Annotated in this window: 11 protein-coding genes and 1 pseudogene; 7 read left to right on the top strand and 5 right to left on the bottom strand. The window is 36.3% G+C overall.

Annotated elements, in window-relative coordinates:
* The first annotated feature begins 227 nt into the window (after positions 1 to 227).
* The 3 genes and pseudogenes from FJ213_07555 to FJ213_07545 all read left to right on the top strand — a co-directional run bounded on the left by FJ213_07555 (position 228) and on the right by FJ213_07545 (position 2,223).
* A complete protein-coding gene (locus tag FJ213_07555) occupies positions 228 to 1,520 on the top strand; it encodes a hypothetical protein (GenBank protein MBM4176013.1) in 1,293 nt (430 codons plus the stop codon).
* A 127-nt stretch (positions 1,521 to 1,647) separates the two neighbouring features.
* Positions 1,648 to 1,881: a DUF433 domain-containing protein gene (locus tag FJ213_07550; GenBank protein ID MBM4176012.1), complete on the top strand. Its 234-nt coding sequence runs from the start codon at positions 1,648 to 1,650 to the stop codon at positions 1,879 to 1,881.
* Positions 1,882 to 2,223 (top strand): annotated as a pseudogene (locus FJ213_07545) (hypothetical protein).
* 114 nt (positions 2,224 to 2,337) lie between these two features.
* Here the strand turns inward: FJ213_07545 and FJ213_07540 are convergent.
* Positions 2,338 to 4,317: an oligopeptide transporter, OPT family gene (locus FJ213_07540; protein MBM4176011.1), complete on the bottom strand. Its 1,980-nt coding sequence runs from the start codon at positions 4,315 to 4,317 to the stop codon at positions 2,338 to 2,340.
* A gap of 341 nt (positions 4,318 to 4,658) precedes the next feature.
* Here FJ213_07540 and FJ213_07535 point away from each other — a divergent pair, with 341 nt between their 5' ends.
* Positions 4,659 to 5,813, top strand: coding sequence for a helix-turn-helix transcriptional regulator (locus FJ213_07535; protein MBM4176010.1), 1,155 nt, complete (start codon positions 4,659 to 4,661; stop codon positions 5,811 to 5,813).
* Positions 5,814 to 5,987: 174 nt separating this feature from the next.
* Complete coding sequence (locus FJ213_07530; protein ID MBM4176009.1) at positions 5,988 to 8,150, top strand: choice-of-anchor D domain-containing protein; 2,163 nt, start codon at positions 5,988 to 5,990, stop codon at positions 8,148 to 8,150.
* Between the two features lie 31 nt (positions 8,151 to 8,181).
* Here FJ213_07530 and radA read toward each other — a convergent pair whose 3' ends face one another.
* On the bottom strand, positions 8,182 to 9,552 hold the full coding sequence (gene radA, locus FJ213_07525) for a DNA repair protein RadA (protein MBM4176008.1): 1,371 nt from the start codon (positions 9,550 to 9,552) through the stop codon (positions 8,182 to 8,184).
* Between the two features lie 482 nt (positions 9,553 to 10,034).
* Here radA and FJ213_07520 point away from each other — a divergent pair, with 482 nt between their 5' ends.
* Together FJ213_07520 and FJ213_07515 are read left to right on the top strand one after the other, a co-directional pair.
* A complete protein-coding gene (locus FJ213_07520) occupies positions 10,035 to 11,906 on the top strand; it encodes an amidohydrolase (GenBank protein MBM4176007.1) in 1,872 nt (623 codons plus the stop codon).
* Positions 11,907 to 11,968: 62 nt separating this feature from the next.
* A complete protein-coding gene (locus FJ213_07515) occupies positions 11,969 to 12,694 on the top strand; it encodes a hypothetical protein (protein ID MBM4176006.1) in 726 nt (241 codons plus the stop codon).
* 464 nt (positions 12,695 to 13,158) lie between these two features.
* Here FJ213_07515 and FJ213_07510 read toward each other — a convergent pair whose 3' ends face one another.
* The 3 genes from FJ213_07510 to FJ213_07500 form a co-directional block, all read right to left on the bottom strand.
* Positions 13,159 to 13,887, bottom strand: a complete 729-nt coding sequence (locus tag FJ213_07510) for an ABC transporter ATP-binding protein (protein MBM4176005.1) — start codon at positions 13,885 to 13,887, stop codon at positions 13,159 to 13,161.
* Between the two features lie 116 nt (positions 13,888 to 14,003).
* On the bottom strand, positions 14,004 to 15,200 hold the full coding sequence (locus FJ213_07505; protein MBM4176004.1) for a hypothetical protein: 1,197 nt from the start codon (positions 15,198 to 15,200) through the stop codon (positions 14,004 to 14,006).
* 253 nt (positions 15,201 to 15,453) lie between these two features.
* Positions 15,454 to 15,692, bottom strand: a 239-nt coding sequence (locus tag FJ213_07500; protein MBM4176003.1) for a CBS domain-containing protein, incomplete at its 5' end; no start/stop codon positions are given.

Genomic DNA, 15,692 nt, shown 5'->3' with positions numbered 1-15,692 from the left:
TTTCAGTGTTAAGAACACGATTCCTTTGTTCGAGTTAACTAATAAAATATTAACTTTATGAACCTTAAAACTTAATTCTTAGTGATTGTCCATTGCCAATTCTCAATTGTCCATTTAAATAAACATCCCACGATCATTCATACCATTTATTTATATTTTTCCCACATTTTGTTTGGCACAGTTCTGGTCATAATAAAGTTGAAAACTAAAAACCAAAGAGGTTAAAAATGAAAAAGCTAATATTGATATTTGCAATTTTTATCGGTGGATTCACACTTGAAGTCGAAGCCTACCATAAAGCTCATCCTGCGCCAGTTTCATTCAACTTTTTCTATTCATCCTTATCACCGTACGGCGAATGGATTGAAGTCGATTATGGTCTTTATGCTTGGCGTCCAATGAGAGTAGTTTATGGATGGAGCCCTTACACTCGCGGTCGCTGGATTTGGACAAATCATTATGGATGGTATTGGGACTCATTCGAACCATTCGGATGGGCGGTTTATCACTACGGAAGATGGTACTATGACGATTATTATGGTTGGATTTGGATTCCTGATAATGAGTGGGGGCCTGCGTGGGTTGAATGGAGATATAGCGATGATTACATCGGCTGGGCACCGCTTCCACCATATGCTGTGTTCAGTATTTCGATAGGAATTAGATTTACAACTCATTGGCATTCGCCATATCATTACTGGCATTTTATACCATACCGTTATTTCTGCGGATATGAAGTTAATAATTATTTAGTTGGAAGCCGCTATAAATATCGAATCTACAATAATTCAAAATATAGAAGCGATTATGGTTATGAACGTGGTAGAGTAGTTAATAGAGGACTTGAAAGAGACTTCGTCGAGCGCAGATCAGGTTCAAGAATTGTCGACAGGGATATTGTAGAAACAACACGTCTTAGAGATATTTCAGGTTCTCGAGATCGTGATAGGGTGACAATCTATCGTCCTGGTGAGGATGATTTAAAACGTTCTCGTACAAATGACATTGAAGTTACAAAACTCGATCGCAACACTTCACTTGAAACTTCTCGCGTTGAAATCGGGAGAAGAGAAAGAACAGAACCAAGATCAATAGAACGAGAAGTATTTGACAGGAATCCAAGGTCCAATGAGAATGAAAGAAATCGTGAAATTAAACCGAGAGTTGAAGAACGAGAAACTGAACGAAACTCACGCGTTGAACCTCGAAGAAACGAGGAACCGAGATATGAAAGACCGAATGTTGAAAGTCCAAGAATTGAGGAACGACCTCGCATTGAAAGAAAAGAAGAACCAAGAAGATACGATCCACCTAAAAGAGATGAACGTCCAAGAATCGAAAATAAACAACCTGATGTAAGAACATCTCCTCAGATTGAAAGACGTTCTGAACCTCGTCAGACTCCACCTGCCGAAAGGAGAGTTGAACCAAGGCGCGAAGAAAATCGTTCACGAGACATGAATCGTGACAATTCCAAAAGACGTAACGATGACTCAGGAAATAGAGATAGACGAAGGTAAACGGGCAAAATTATCACACCAAAGAGCGGACTAGTCATCCGCTCTTTTTTTTGAAAACTAAGATTTGTTCTATAGAATTAATTTATTTTAATTCTTAATTTAATCTCGAATTTAGAAGGTATATACTATGACTTACTTAACTGATAGAATCACAATTGACGACAACATCTGTAACGGGAAACCAACAATTAGAGGAAAAAGAATTACTGTTCAGACTATTCTTGAATATTTAAGTGCAGGCGAAACCAGCGAAGAAATTTTAAAACAGTATCCTACTCTCGAGCCTGAGGATATCACTGCATGTTTAAAATTTGCAGCGAGTCTTTCAGATAGAACAATCAAAATTCGAGAGGTAGTATAATTGCCAAAGTTTATTGTTGATGCTAATCTTCCATAATATTTTTCACTCTGGAAGTCTGAAGATTATATTCATGTGAGAGATTTGAACGATTCACTTTCTGATTCTGAGATTTGGGATTACGCTAAAATCAATAATCTTACAATTATTTCAAAGGATAGTGATTTTTCTAATAGAATTTTAACTCAAACGCATCCGCCACGAGTTATACACATAAAAATTGGCAACCTTAAAATTCGGGAGTTATTTCAAGTACTCGAAAAGCTTTGGGAGGAAATTCTTGAATTCAATTCAAAGTACAAACTCGTTAATGTTTTTCGTGACCGTATAGAAGGTTTTGGTTAATTGATCTTTTGAATCAGTGTGCGTCAGTTTCAAAGAATCTTTTTAATGAAAAACCCAATCCGAGTAAAAACGGATTGGGTTTTCTTTAAATCATTTAATCTTTAAATATTTTAATTACTCTTCAACTTTTGCACGCATTGTATCCCACATCATATAGAGCAGGACTAAGGTGAACATCACTAGAGCAAGCAATTCTGCTCCATGAGTTTCGGCCCAATCGACATTCATCCAGTTGAAACCTGCAAAGCGCAGCAAAGCACTAAACACACCAAATAAAGCACCGCCGGCAATAAATCCTGACGCAATTAAAGTTCCACGTGAGAATCTTGCATTGTTCAGTTTCTCATCTTTCGATCGTGTTTTTGCCCAATGTGCGATCAATCCGCCGATCAATAATGGTGTGTTCAAATCGAGTGGAATGTACATTCCCAGTGCAAAAGCTAAAGGGGAAATTTTCAACCATGTAACAAGCAAAGCGATAACAGCACCGACCAGATAAAGCATCCAAGGTGCCGGAATGTTTGACATTAATGGCTGAATTACTGCAGCCATTGCGTTCGCTTGAGGAGCAACCAACGAACCTTTTCCAACAAATCCATAAGTCTCATTCAGAATTAAAATCACAAATCCAACAGTGGCTGCTGAAATCAATGTGCCAAGGAATTTCCAGCTTTCCTGTTTTTTGGGAGTTGAACCGAGCCAATATCCAATTTTCAAATCTGTGATGAATCCGCCGGCCATAGATAATGCCGTGCAGACAACTCCGCCGATTATTAATGCACTGACCATTCCAGAAGTCCCAGATAATCCAATCTGAACTAATATTACTGACGACAATATTAAAGTCATTAAAGTCATTCCGGAAACCGGATTTGTACCAACAATTGCAATCGCTGTAGCTGCAACAGTCGTAAATAAAAACGCAATAATTAAAACAATCAGTAATCCAACAAATGAATGCCATAGATTAAATACAACTCCGCCGGCAAAAAATATGAAAATTAAAATTGCAACAAATAAAATCAGTAAAACATTGAACATCATTTTGATGTCGAGCTGAGTTCGTGGAATTTCATTCTGGTCACTTGCCTTCTTGTGAAAGATTTCATTCCATGCTAAGCTCACAGCATCACGAATAATTTTTGACGAACGCAGTATCCCGATAATTCCTGCCATTGCGATTCCGCCGATTCCAATGTGCCGAACATAATTTCTGAAAATCTCTTCTGCACTCATCTCTGAGATTAATTTCGTAGCTGTTGCACCGAGTGGAGATGTTAATCCTTGTCCGATTTCGTTAAACAACGGAATTAATACAAACCATGAGAGAAATGAACCTGCACAAATGATGATCGCAAATTTCAATCCTACGATATATCCAAGTCCCAACACCATAGTCAAAGCATTAACTTTAAAAACCAGCTTAGCTTTGTCAGCGAGGATTTCCCCATAATGAAAAATTCTTGTGCTGATAACTTCAGCCCACCAGCCAAATGATGAAATTATAAAATCAAACAGACCGCCGATCAATCCGCTGACAACAAGAACACCAGCTTGCTTTCCCCCTTTTTCGCCGGCTACAAGAATTTCAGTGGTAGCTGTGGCTTCAGGAAATGGAAATTTACCATGCATATCTTTTACAAAATACTTTCGGAAAGGAATTAAAAATAAAATTCCAAGAAATCCACCAAAGAGCGATGCAAGAAATATTTGATAAAAATCTACCGGAAGATTGAGTATGTAAAGCGCCGGGATTGTAAATATTGCACCAGCAACAACTACTCCAGAGCTGGCACCAATCGATTGAATAATAACATTTTCACCAAGTGCATTTTTTCTCTTTGTCGCAGCTGAAAGTCCTACAGCTAAAATCGCAATTGGTATAGCTGCTTCCATCACTTGACCGATTTTTAATCCAGAATATGCTGCCGCTGCAGAGAACAGAATCGCCATAAAAAGACCCCAAAGCACCGACCAGGGTGTAACTTCGGGATAGTTTTTTCTTGGATCCATGATAGGTATGTAGACTTCACCTTTTTCTAATTCCTTATAAGCATTTTCTGGAAGTCCGTTTACTGTGTTTTTAATTTCCATTAATTCCTCCTAATTGAGTGATAGACAGAAATGATTGAATTGGTAGAATTGTAATTCTCAATTCGTACAAAATTTTCGGAAATTTATGAAGTATTGTTATTAATGTAAAATGTAAAACTTGTCTGCTAAAGGCATCATGGAGAACCTGTCTGCCGACAGGTAAGATGTAAGATGAAGAAAGTAATAAGGTCAAAACGTCTTTACCAAGGGAAGGTAGTTTTTAATGAACCTTGCAGCTTTAGTACGAACACTTTTTCAAACTGATTCAGAGTATATGAAGTTTCTAGATGTTATCATTTAACTATTTACCCAAAAATTTGTAAGTTCAACTTGAATGTAACATGAATTCAATTATCGACATCATCGCAATCATCACATCATTTCTGTTGATATTTTTTTCAGCGTTTCTGCTGGTTCATAAAAAGGGAAATTTACTCAGCAAAAAGTTGCTCGCTTTTTTTCTTTTTGTAAATGCAATTTTTATGATAGATTATCTCATCGGACAGCATTTAAGTGACCAGTATTACTTTAAATATTATTACTTATTTTACTTTAGTGAAATCGCTTCCTTTCTTTTTGGTCCGTTACTCTATCTATATACATGTTCTGTCGCTTACTCAAATTTCAAGTTGAAGCGAATCGACTACCTTCATTTAATTCCAGCGATTTTTTTTGCAGCATATTTTTTGATTCATTTTATTTTTTACAACGGTCTGATTGTTTCACGGATCGAGCTCACAGGGAATGCATTTACACAAGCAGATAGGTTATCGAGAACCCTCTTTTTCAATCTGCAGGTATTTAGCTATTTGATTTTTTCACTTGTTGTACTCAAAAAGTACAGAGCAGAGATAAAAAAATATTATTCTTCAGTTGAAAAAATGAATTTATATTGGCTTGAGATCATATTATTCGGTTTTATTCTGATGTGGATAATTGATTTAGCCAGCACAATAATTTTTTGGATGGGCATCAATTTGAACAACTTTGAATCTGTTTTATCTCTACTCTCGATAAGTACAAATTTCATTGTTGCGAACATTTTAATTTTTTGGGGATTAAAAAGACCGGAAATTCTTGAAGGATTTGATAGGGACATAAAAGAAAAATCTGAACGACACTTTATAAACGATTCCGATAAGCAAAAATTATTAAAACAGCTGAATGAATTTATGGAGACCGAAAGAATCTACTTTAAATCTTCATTGACAATTTCGGACTTGGCTCAACGTTCAAAGATACCTCAGAGAACACTTTCTTATCTCATCAACTCTTCATATCACCCAAATTTTTTTGATTTCATTAATTCATACCGAATTGAAGAAGCCAAAAAAATTCTTAGTGACACCGAAAAGAAAAAGCTAACCATTCTTGAAATTCTGTATGAAGTTGGTTTCAATTCAAAGTCAGTTTTCAATACTGTCTTTAAGAAAAACACAGGCTTGACACCCACAGATTATAGAAAATCAATGCTTAGCGAAAGTAAAAAGGCTTAGGGTTAGATTTAAGCTTAGAAAAAATGGTTCGGATTTGAGAATTACTTAAAGCCAAACCATATTTTCAACTTCCCATAAGAACATTTACTTCCCTTTTTCGAGAAAAAATAGTTCGAGTTTATGAACTCGGACGAATAAATAATAACTATCCAACATTTTTGTAAAAAATAGGAGATGAAAATGTTTCGGCGAATTTTGAGTTTAACAATGTCTGCCTTACTCTTATCGATCGTAATGAGCTCTGCAAATACAATCAGAGTTCCAAACGATTATCCAAAAATTCAGCTTGCGATCAATGCTGCTTCACATGGAGACACTGTGCTCGTTGCTCCAGGCACATATCAAGAGAATATCAATTTCAAAGGGAAGAAGATTGTTGTTGCAAGTCATTACGTACTTTCAAAAGATCCTTTGATTATTAAAACAACGATTATAGATGGAAGTAATCCAACACATTCTGATACTGCAAGCTGCGTGTTGATGGTTTCAGGTGAGGATTCTACTTCCGTTTTAGAAGGTTTTACTATTACGCAAGGAAGTGGTACAAAATGGCTCGACGAACATGGTGCCGGAACATATTATGAAGGAGGAGGAATTCTTGTTACGCTTTCATCACCGACAATAAAAAATAATTTAATTATAAATAATTCTGCAGCGAGAGTATCTTCAGGTGTTACAAGTGCCGGCGGCGGAGGAATTCGGTGCGGTGACGCTTCTGCGAGAATTTTTAATAATGTTATTATGAACAATACTGGAATGTATGGCGGGGGGATTGTATTAAATTATTGTTCCGGTGCAATCGTCAAAAACAACATCATAGCACAGAATAGAGTTTATGATGCAGTCAGTGGAGTTTCAACTTTTGGCGGAGGTGGAATTTGGATACTCGAAAAAAAACCTGGCGATTCTTCACCCAACATTATTGAAAATAACACTATTGTCGGAAACGTTTGTGAGGATGCCGATGAACCTGGCGCAGCAGGAGATGGAGGCGGTTTGCTGGTTTGGAATGCAAATGTTGTTTCACAAAACAATCTCATATGGGGCAACCTTCAGGCTGGTTCAGGCCCAATCGCTTATTTAGGTGGTGGAAATTTTTCGGTTAATTATTCTGATGTTGAAGGCGGTTATGCTGGTACAGGAAATATAAATCTGAATCCCATGTTTGCTGACAGCAGTCTTTACTTAAAAAATGATTCTCCCTGCATCGATGCAGGAAATCCTTCAGTGCAATTCAACGATCCAGAAAATCCAGCCTCACCTGGGAATGCACTCTTTCCTTCAATGGGGACACCAAGAAATGATATAGGCGCTTATGGAGGTGCATTCAGGAATTTTTTTCCTAATTTTTCTCAAGGTAAAATTTATTTGAAATCAACTGATCTCAATTTTGGAAATATCATTCCGGGAGGAAGTAAAACATTATACATTCAGATCAGAAATCTTGGTGCAGGAAAGCTCTCAATCGACAGTTCAAGATTCTTAAGAAATCTTGATAACGAATTCACGCAAATTGTTTCTTTCCCATTAAATTTAAACCCTCTCAGCGTAGACTCTTTTCAGGTTAAATGGACTCCAGTATCGAGCTATGTAATATCGGACTCACTCCAAGTTTATCACAATGATAATAATTCAGTTAATCCACTCGTTATCAAACTTGTTGGGAATTCAAATCCGCTTCCGGATATTTTTGTCAATACGCTTCAGCATAATTTCGGAAATATTGATATAAACACACCCTCGCACGATACAACATTTTACGTTTATAACGATGGGACAGGTTACGATTCGCTTTTTATTTCGGTTGATCCGAAAGGTGTCAATCCGCCAACTGCTCTAAACGTTTCGCCGCTATCAATACGACTTGCTCCGAATGATTCGATCGGAGTTACATTTACTTTTTATCCACGGCAGATAATTAAAACCGGATTGGGAATTTATTCGCCTTCTGTAGTCATCGATTCACGATTCAATCCAGGAACAACGAGATTTGAAAAATCAATGCGGTTTAGATTGACAGGAACTGTTTCTGTTGAGAACGATTCAAAATTTCCGCGTGAATTCAGACTCGAACAGAATTACCCGAATCCGTTTAATCCGGAGACAGTTATTCGTTATCAGTTAATAGTTAATGGTCATGTTTCATTAAAAATTTATGATTTAATTGGAAAGGAAGTTGCAGTTCTTGTTGATGAATTTAAAGATGCCGGAGTCTATCATTTTCCATTTTCCATCCGTCAGCTGACGGATCCTTTTCCATTGTCAAGTGGAATATATTTTTATAAACTTGAAGTTGGAGAATTTATACAAACAAGAAAAATGTTTCTGTTGAAGTAGAAGCAAGCCATAACATTTTTCTTTATTATATTTATTCGAAAAGCTGTTGAATAGCTTCTCGCAGTGTCTTGACTTCGAGAATTGAAATGTTGTGATTCTTTTTTTCGATCTTCGAATTGGTTTTGGGAATGAGAATTTTTTCGAATCCAAGTTTCTCTGCCTCTGAAATCCTTTTTTCAAGCTGATGAATGGAACGAATTTCACCTCCCAAACCAACTTCACCAACAACGCAAGTTTTTGAATCGGCTGGAATATCTTTGATGCTTGAAATTACTGCAGAACATACAGCAAGGTCAGCTGCCGGCTCGTCAATATCTACTCCGCCTGCAATATTTAGAAACACGTTTTGCGAACTAAGTTTATATCCAAGCCTTTTTTCGAGAACTGCGAGTAAAATGGAAAGCCGTCGATAATCGAATCCAGTCGTAACTCTCTGCGGCATTCCGTAATTAGATGGAGTTGCAAGTGCTTGCACCTCAACAAGAATTGGTCGTGTTCCTTCAATCACTGAAGTGACTACAGAACCGGAAGCACCATATTCTCTTTGAGAAAGAAATACTTCCGATGGATTTGCAACTTCTGCAAGGCCGGAATCGTGCATCTCAAAAATCCCGATTTCGTTTGTCGAACCGAATCGATTTTTCATTGCACGAAGAATCCTGAAAGAATAATTTTTTTCACCGCCGAATTGCAAAACTGTATCAACCATGTGTTCAAGCAGCTTTGGGCCAGCAATTGCTCCGTCTTTTGTGACATGACCGATGATAATTACAGTTATCATTCTCTTTTTTGCAAGCTGCATTAAATACGCAGTACATTCACGGATTTGCCCGACTGTTCCCGGAGCCGTGCCGAGTTCTGGCCTGTGGATAGTCTGAATAGAATCAATCACTGCAACAGCAGGGTCATTTTTTTCGAGTGTAAATAGAATATCGTTCAGGTTAGTCTCTGATAAAATAAAAACATTTTCTGATTTCAACTTCAATCTTTCCGAACGGTATTTTAATTGTTCGGCAGATTCTTCGCCAGTAACATAAACAACTTTTGATTTTGAAGCTGACTCATCCAACTGGATATTTGAAACAGCTTGCATTACTAAAGTAGATTTTCCTATTCCAGGATCGCCGGCGATTAAAACAACACTCCCAATAATCAATCCGCCGCCCAGCACCCGGTCAAATTCCTTGATGTTAGTCGCAATACGTATGTTATCTGTCGAAGAGAGTTGAGAAATGGATTTTATGTTTTGGGCTGAACCACTTACAGCAGGGTGTGATGTTTTAGGTTTTACTAATTCTTCAGCGAGTGTATTCCATTCCATGCAGTCTGGACATTTGCCGAGCCATTTCAGCGATTCGTAACCGCAATTTTGACAAACATATTTAATTCGTGTGGACTTCATGAAATTAATTCAAAGTTCAATCTATCAGTTGACAGATTAAATTTACATTATAAAAATTAGAAATAATTAACATTTATTTTTCAGTTAGTATTAAACAACTTTAGTTTAGTACTTAATTTAACTCTCAGAATCTTGTGTATTAAGTTAATAATCAAAATGGAGAATGTAAAATTGATAATTGACTATAAAACAGAGATTGAACACCCCTCTATTTCCCAAAACACATTTATATAAATTATCTTAACGACTCCGATCATTGACAACTGTTCACTGTTTGCTTCCTCTCCACAAAAAGGATTCATCTTTAATGTAAGAACATTGTAATTTAATATTGAATTGACTATGTTTAAGTAGGTACTCTATTTAGTTTTACGCATACTTTATTTTGAATTCAGTTTTGATCTTGAAGATCGATATAACGAATACTTAAAAGTAGATTTTGATTAATTAATTATATGTCATAAAAATAATTGGAGGTATCCATGAATCACATTCTGCGTCGTAGGTCCAATCAAAATTCTATAATCCATTTCATTTTTATAAAGAAAATTCTTTTGATTATTTGCCATTCAAACAAATTAAAGCTGCAAACAATTATTTTTTCCCTTCTCATTTGTCTAAATCTACTTGCGGTTCTCTCTTGTTCAAGCAGAGCTTATGAAAGAACGGGTTCAAAGCCAGCGGATTTAGTTATTATTAATGCTGAAATTTTCACCTCAAATTCCAAAATGTCAGAGGCTGAAGCGATGGCCGTTAAGGGAGAAAGAATAAGTTTCGTTGGAAAAAATGATGATGTTACAGATTATATTGGGAAGAATACCCGAATAATAGATGCCGATGGCAGAAGAGTGACTCCTGGTTTTGTTGATAGCCACTGTCACGTTTTATGGGTCGGTGGGATGCTATCACTCATGCCTGCTAATTTATTTGGATGCAAAAACTGGGCCGATATGAAAAAAACCTTGCAACAATCTTACAAAGAGAGATCTCATTTACCATTCATTGGAGGAATTGGCTGGAAGATGGAATATGTTCCAGGCGGTATTCCTAAAAAAGAAATTTTGGACGAGGTAATCAAAGATAAACCTGTAATACTGATGGCTTATTCAGGTCAAAGCGGCTGGATGAACTCCATAGCAGTTGAGAAATGTTCATCAGCAAATCCCGAAGCATTTGAAGAAATGGGACCTGTGAAAGATTCTGAGGGTAGATTTACCGGAGAACTTTTACGTTTTGTTTCATTTAACTTTCTTGATTATTTCACAAATGAAGAAATAGATGAGAAGGTTCAAAAACTTTATTTAGATGCAATGAATGAAGCTGTCCAATCTGCATTGGTAAGCGGAGTTACCACGCTCCAAGATGCTCAGATAAATAAAAGGTTTATTCCGTATTTGTTTCGCTTTAAAAAACTAGGAGGATTAGATAATGTAAGAATCCGTTGTGCTTATTATGTTCCTCCAGAAAGATTAAAAGATAAAACAAAGCTTTTAACCGATCTTAAAGAGTGGCGAAAATTAGACGATGAAATATCTGATAAAAACTTGAAATTAGGAAGGTCCATTAAGTTATATATTGACGGTACGGAAGATAATCTCACGTGTTTTATGCTTGAGCCTTTTTCAAATAGACCAGGCTACTATGGCCATCCCGTTTGGACACAGGACGATTTTAATTGGATTTCAGCAACGGCAGATAAACTTGGAATTCAAGTAATGACTCATGCTGTCGGTGATGCAGGAATTAGAAGAGTCGTTAATGGATACGAATATGCCATGACACAAAATAACAGCAAAGATTCCCGGCATAGAATCGAACATAATAATCTTCCGCATCCGGATGAGGTGAAAAGAATGGGTAAACTAAATATCGTAGCTTCGATGCAGCCGACTCATATGTATGCGGATGTAATGGTTGATTCGGCATTTGGTTTTAAGCGACTTCAAAATTGGATGCCGTGGAAAAGTCTTGCAGATAATGGCGCTAGAGTTGCTTTTGGAAGCGATTGGTGTAATTCACCTTTCAATCCGTTTTATGGTTTAATTATCTCTGCTACGCGATATAATTATAAAGGAGATGATGATTGGGCTCCCGAAGAGAAAATTTCAGTTGAAGATGCTATCAGACATTGGACAATTGATGCAGCATATGCCTTATTTATGGAAAATGAAGTCGGCTCTCTCGAAGTAGGAAAGTTCGCAGATTTTGTAATGTTCAATAAAGATCCATTAGAAGTTTCCTCACTTTGGTTTTTACTAACACATGAAGTTGACCTCGGGACACTCGATGATGTTGTTGATATTACAGTCGTTGGGGGAAAAATAGTCTACCAAAAAAAGGATGCAAAGTTGTAATCAAATAAATTGTATTTTTTGAATAATCAAGTATTCTTAAAGAAATAATTAAGGAAAAGACCATGAAAAAAAGTATACAAGCCAAAACAATAATAACAATTCTATTAAGCATTGTTCTGTGCACTACGGCATTTTCACAAGAAGAAACAATTTCAAAGGACGATGCTGGAGGAAGAGGATTTTTTATGCTTGGCTGGAGTATGATGAACTTGGATGAGTTGAATACTAAACTTGAAAACAGAGGTTACTCTAAACTATCTGACAATTTCATTTCATTTGGTGGCATTGGTTATGGAATGATCGGTAGTATTCTCCTAGGTGGCCACGGAAACGCACTTAGCGGAAAGGAAATTGTATCTGGTGTATATAAAACCTCAATGAGCGCTGCCTATGGTTTTTTTGATCTCGGTTATCTTTTATATTCCGATGGAGCAATTAATGTCTATCCTCTAATTGGTATTGGAGGAGGAAGCATGAGTCTTAAAATTTTTGAAAATAAGATTTTATCTTTCGATGAAATTCTTGATAATCCTAAAAGGAGCGTTGAGCTTTCTACTGGGGGCTTCTTGATAAATGCAGCCTTGGGGGCAGATTATTTATTTCAACTTGGTGAGGATGAACGAGGCAAAGGGGGCATCGCGGTTGGAATTCGAGCAGGCTATATCTTTGCTCCCTTAAAAGGAGACTGGAAAATGAACGAAATCGAGATTACAGGCAGCCCAAACTTGGGAATTACTGGACCTTACATTCAATTTATGATTGGTGGAGGTGGTTTTAGTAAGAGATAAACAGATTAATAGATTCAAAGATTTATAAATTAAACCTTATCAAACAGAGACTATAATAATATTTTAACTTGCTTTTTTAATAATTCCGTCTTTCACAATGAAACACTTATATGAAAGAGGAGAAGCTTTTAATAAACATTCAAGTAATAACTATTATATAGTATGTGGCAAGCGAACAACTTAAAGTTTATTTTTAGACTCTTTCAGAAGAGAGAATTTTTTTCGAATCATTTTTGAAAGAATTATAAGAACTACCTTATAGATTCACGAATACACTACAGAACTTTCAGTTTTACTTTCTGCAAGAAGTGTGTTTCTAATCGATGAATAAATTTGTTTAGATTTTATTTCTGCTCCACCTTTTTTCCTTCTATCATTCAAATCAGAATTCAACTCCCGAGATTTTTAACTATGAAAAGCTTTAATCAATTGTATTACATGTGAGGGTATATTTGCTTTGGCCTCTAGTATCCTGTGCGTTTAATAAAACTAACAATAACATCATCATTTGACTTCATAAATTCAGCGTGTGTGCCAATGAAGTAGATTTTACCTTCATGAATCATTGCAATTTTATCAGCTGCTTTTTTTACGCTTACCATATCATGAGTTACAACTATTGAGGTGACATTCAATCTTTTAGACAAATCTAGAATCATTTCATCAATTGAGTCGGAAGTGATCGGATCCAGTCCAGTTGTCGGCTCATCATACAAAATGTACTGAGGATTTGTAACAAGTGCGCGTGCTAGACCGACACGCTTTTTCATTCCACCGGAAAGTTCAGCCGGTTTTTGATCGAGAATCCCGCGAAGGTTTACTAGTTCCAACTTTTCCTCGATGATTTTCCGGATGTCAGTTTGTTTCATTGAAGTATTTTCACTTAATGCAAGCCCGACGTTTTCTTCTACTGTTAATGAATCAAAAAGTGCTGCCCCCTGAAATAAAAATCCGAATTTTCGTCTTAGCTCATACAGCTCTTTTTCATTTAACTCTGATACAATTTGATTATCAACTTCAACATATCCGGAATCAGACTGAAGCAATCCAACTATATGCTTTATTAAAACACTTTTACCGCAGCCGCTTCGACCGATGATTGCGATTGTTTCTCCATCCTGAATTTCTAAATTTATTCCGTCAAGAACTTTCAGATCTCCGAATGATTTATGAAGATTATGAATTCGAATCATGCTCGATTAAATTTTTGCCAAAGCTAATCAATAACCAAATGAAAATAAAGAATTCTTAAGTGGTTGTGAGATTATCTCAATTTATAAAAATCTCAGCCTTAGACTCCGCCTTTGCCTCACTTATGCTTCTTCTCAATTTCTTCTACTTTGTTTTTACTGACATCCGAAACTCCGACCATTAAGCCAGCGGTAACAACAACAGCTCCCGCAATCTGGAAGCCAGTGACATTTTTCCCGAATAAAAGCATAACAAATGGAAGCAATGCTAGATAGACATTTGTATAAGGCACCCAGTAGTGCGCTGAGAACTTAGATAGATTAAAAAATCCATAGCTGTAAATGTATCCGCTTAAACCAGCGATGACTATGAATAAAATAGGCCACCAATTAGTCGGAATTATTGAGCCGCTGAATAATGAGTAGAATCTATGATATTCTACTGAACTCATAATTGCTTCTATTCTTACCTCAGCTTCTTCAGAAAGATCACTTTTAAGTACATATTCACCACCGGTTAAAGTATAATTCGATAAAAGAAATTCTTTATCAGCTTGACTTGCTTTCTCCAATACTCTTGTTTCAAACGTATTTACTGGAACTGAATCTGGAACATTAGCATTTGTCCACAAAGCAATGAGTGGGAATAGAATCAATGCAGTCCAAATAAAAATCATTTTAAAAATTTCACGCCAAACGACTAATGCGTTGGGTCCAACTCCCGGCAGTGCAGTTTGAACAGTTTTATTGTTTAATACATGCTGCGAACAGAGACAGCAATTGATGATTAGAATCCAAAGCAGTGCAGTTCCATCCAGAACTGCTTTCGGGTCCATAGTTCCACGGATATATTTTTCCAAGTGTGGTATAGCTAGTCCGATAACCACAAGAGTAATTCCGATCCAATGTTCTCTTCTAATTTGAGCATTGTACAAAAATTTACCCCAGAATGGGAGAGTTGCTAAATAAACATTTATATACGGAGCATAAATATGAGGTGAATAATATCTTGGAAGATAGAAAAAACCAATGTTCTCTATCACACCTGTGAATGCACAAATTGCTATCACAAGAATTGAAATTTTTCCAGGCCAAAGATATTTAATTTGTTTTCCTCGAATAACTTCAATTATAACAGCAATTACAGCCCAAAGAAGCTTTGAAATTTCCCTCCACCATGTCATTACACCTGGAGATATTTCAACTTTGTCGGCTCCAATGTACTTAGGTTGATTAGCCATCCAGTTGAGAACATACTGTCCGCCTAGTGAAGCATTAATTATAGAAAGCCAAACGATTATGATAATCCATTCCATATTAGAGGAGCCTTTCTAAACCAGATGTGTTTGATTTGAGTGAAGCGAAGTGAATAACTTCAATTGAAGGAAAAAAATATTTATACGATTAGCAGTTTGCAAAGAAAATCAATCATTTTTTTTTAATTTCGAATGCAAAATAAATAATAAATACGGAATGTTCATCTATTTTTGAGGATTGAACGAAAGTTTGTTCATTCTCTCATCCAGACACTCTTCGAACTTTTGAGAATTGCGAGAAAAAAAATGAATGCTATCTTGTACCAGTAATATAATTTGTAAGCTGATTGATCGTAAATTCTTTATCTTCGATCACTGCATTAACAATATCGCCGATTGACACGATACCACTTAATTTTTCATTTTCTACAACTGGAAGGTGACGTACTCTTTTACTGTTCATAATAGCCATGCACTCATATATTGAATTGTTAATATCCGCACATAGAACATTCTTAGACATGATCTCACCTACTGTCAATTCCCTTGATG

This window comes from Ignavibacteria bacterium (assembly GCA_016873845.1).
Lineage (GTDB): Bacteria > Bacteroidota > Ignavibacteria > Ch128b > Ch128b > JAHJVF01.
Note: the sequence above shows the minus strand (reverse complement) of the source record. Positions and strands in the feature narration are given on the sequence as shown.

What these genes read in the sequence shown, in the direction of transcription:
- FJ213_07555 (MBM4176013.1), top strand. Translation starts at nt 228, where the DNA reads ATGAAAAAGCTAATATTGATATTTGCAATTTTTATCGGTGGATTCACA.
- FJ213_07550 (MBM4176012.1), top strand. Translation starts at nt 1,648, where the DNA reads ATGACTTACTTAACTGATAGAATCACAATTGACGACAACATCTGTAAC.
- FJ213_07540 (MBM4176011.1), bottom strand. Translation starts at nt 4,317, where the DNA reads ATGGAAATTAAAAACACAGTAAACGGACTTCCAGAAAATGCTTATAAG.
- FJ213_07535 (MBM4176010.1), top strand. Translation starts at nt 4,659, where the DNA reads ATGAATTCAATTATCGACATCATCGCAATCATCACATCATTTCTGTTG.
- FJ213_07530 (MBM4176009.1), top strand. Translation starts at nt 5,988, where the DNA reads ATGAAAATGTTTCGGCGAATTTTGAGTTTAACAATGTCTGCCTTACTC.
- radA (MBM4176008.1), bottom strand. Translation starts at nt 9,552, where the DNA reads ATGAAGTCCACACGAATTAAATATGTTTGTCAAAATTGCGGTTACGAA.
- FJ213_07520 (MBM4176007.1), top strand. Translation starts at nt 10,035, where the DNA reads ATGAATCACATTCTGCGTCGTAGGTCCAATCAAAATTCTATAATCCAT.
- FJ213_07515 (MBM4176006.1), top strand. Translation starts at nt 11,969, where the DNA reads ATGAAAAAAAGTATACAAGCCAAAACAATAATAACAATTCTATTAAGC.
- FJ213_07510 (MBM4176005.1), bottom strand. Translation starts at nt 13,887, where the DNA reads ATGATTCGAATTCATAATCTTCATAAATCATTCGGAGATCTGAAAGTT.
- FJ213_07505 (MBM4176004.1), bottom strand. Translation starts at nt 15,200, where the DNA reads ATGGAATGGATTATCATAATCGTTTGGCTTTCTATAATTAATGCTTCA.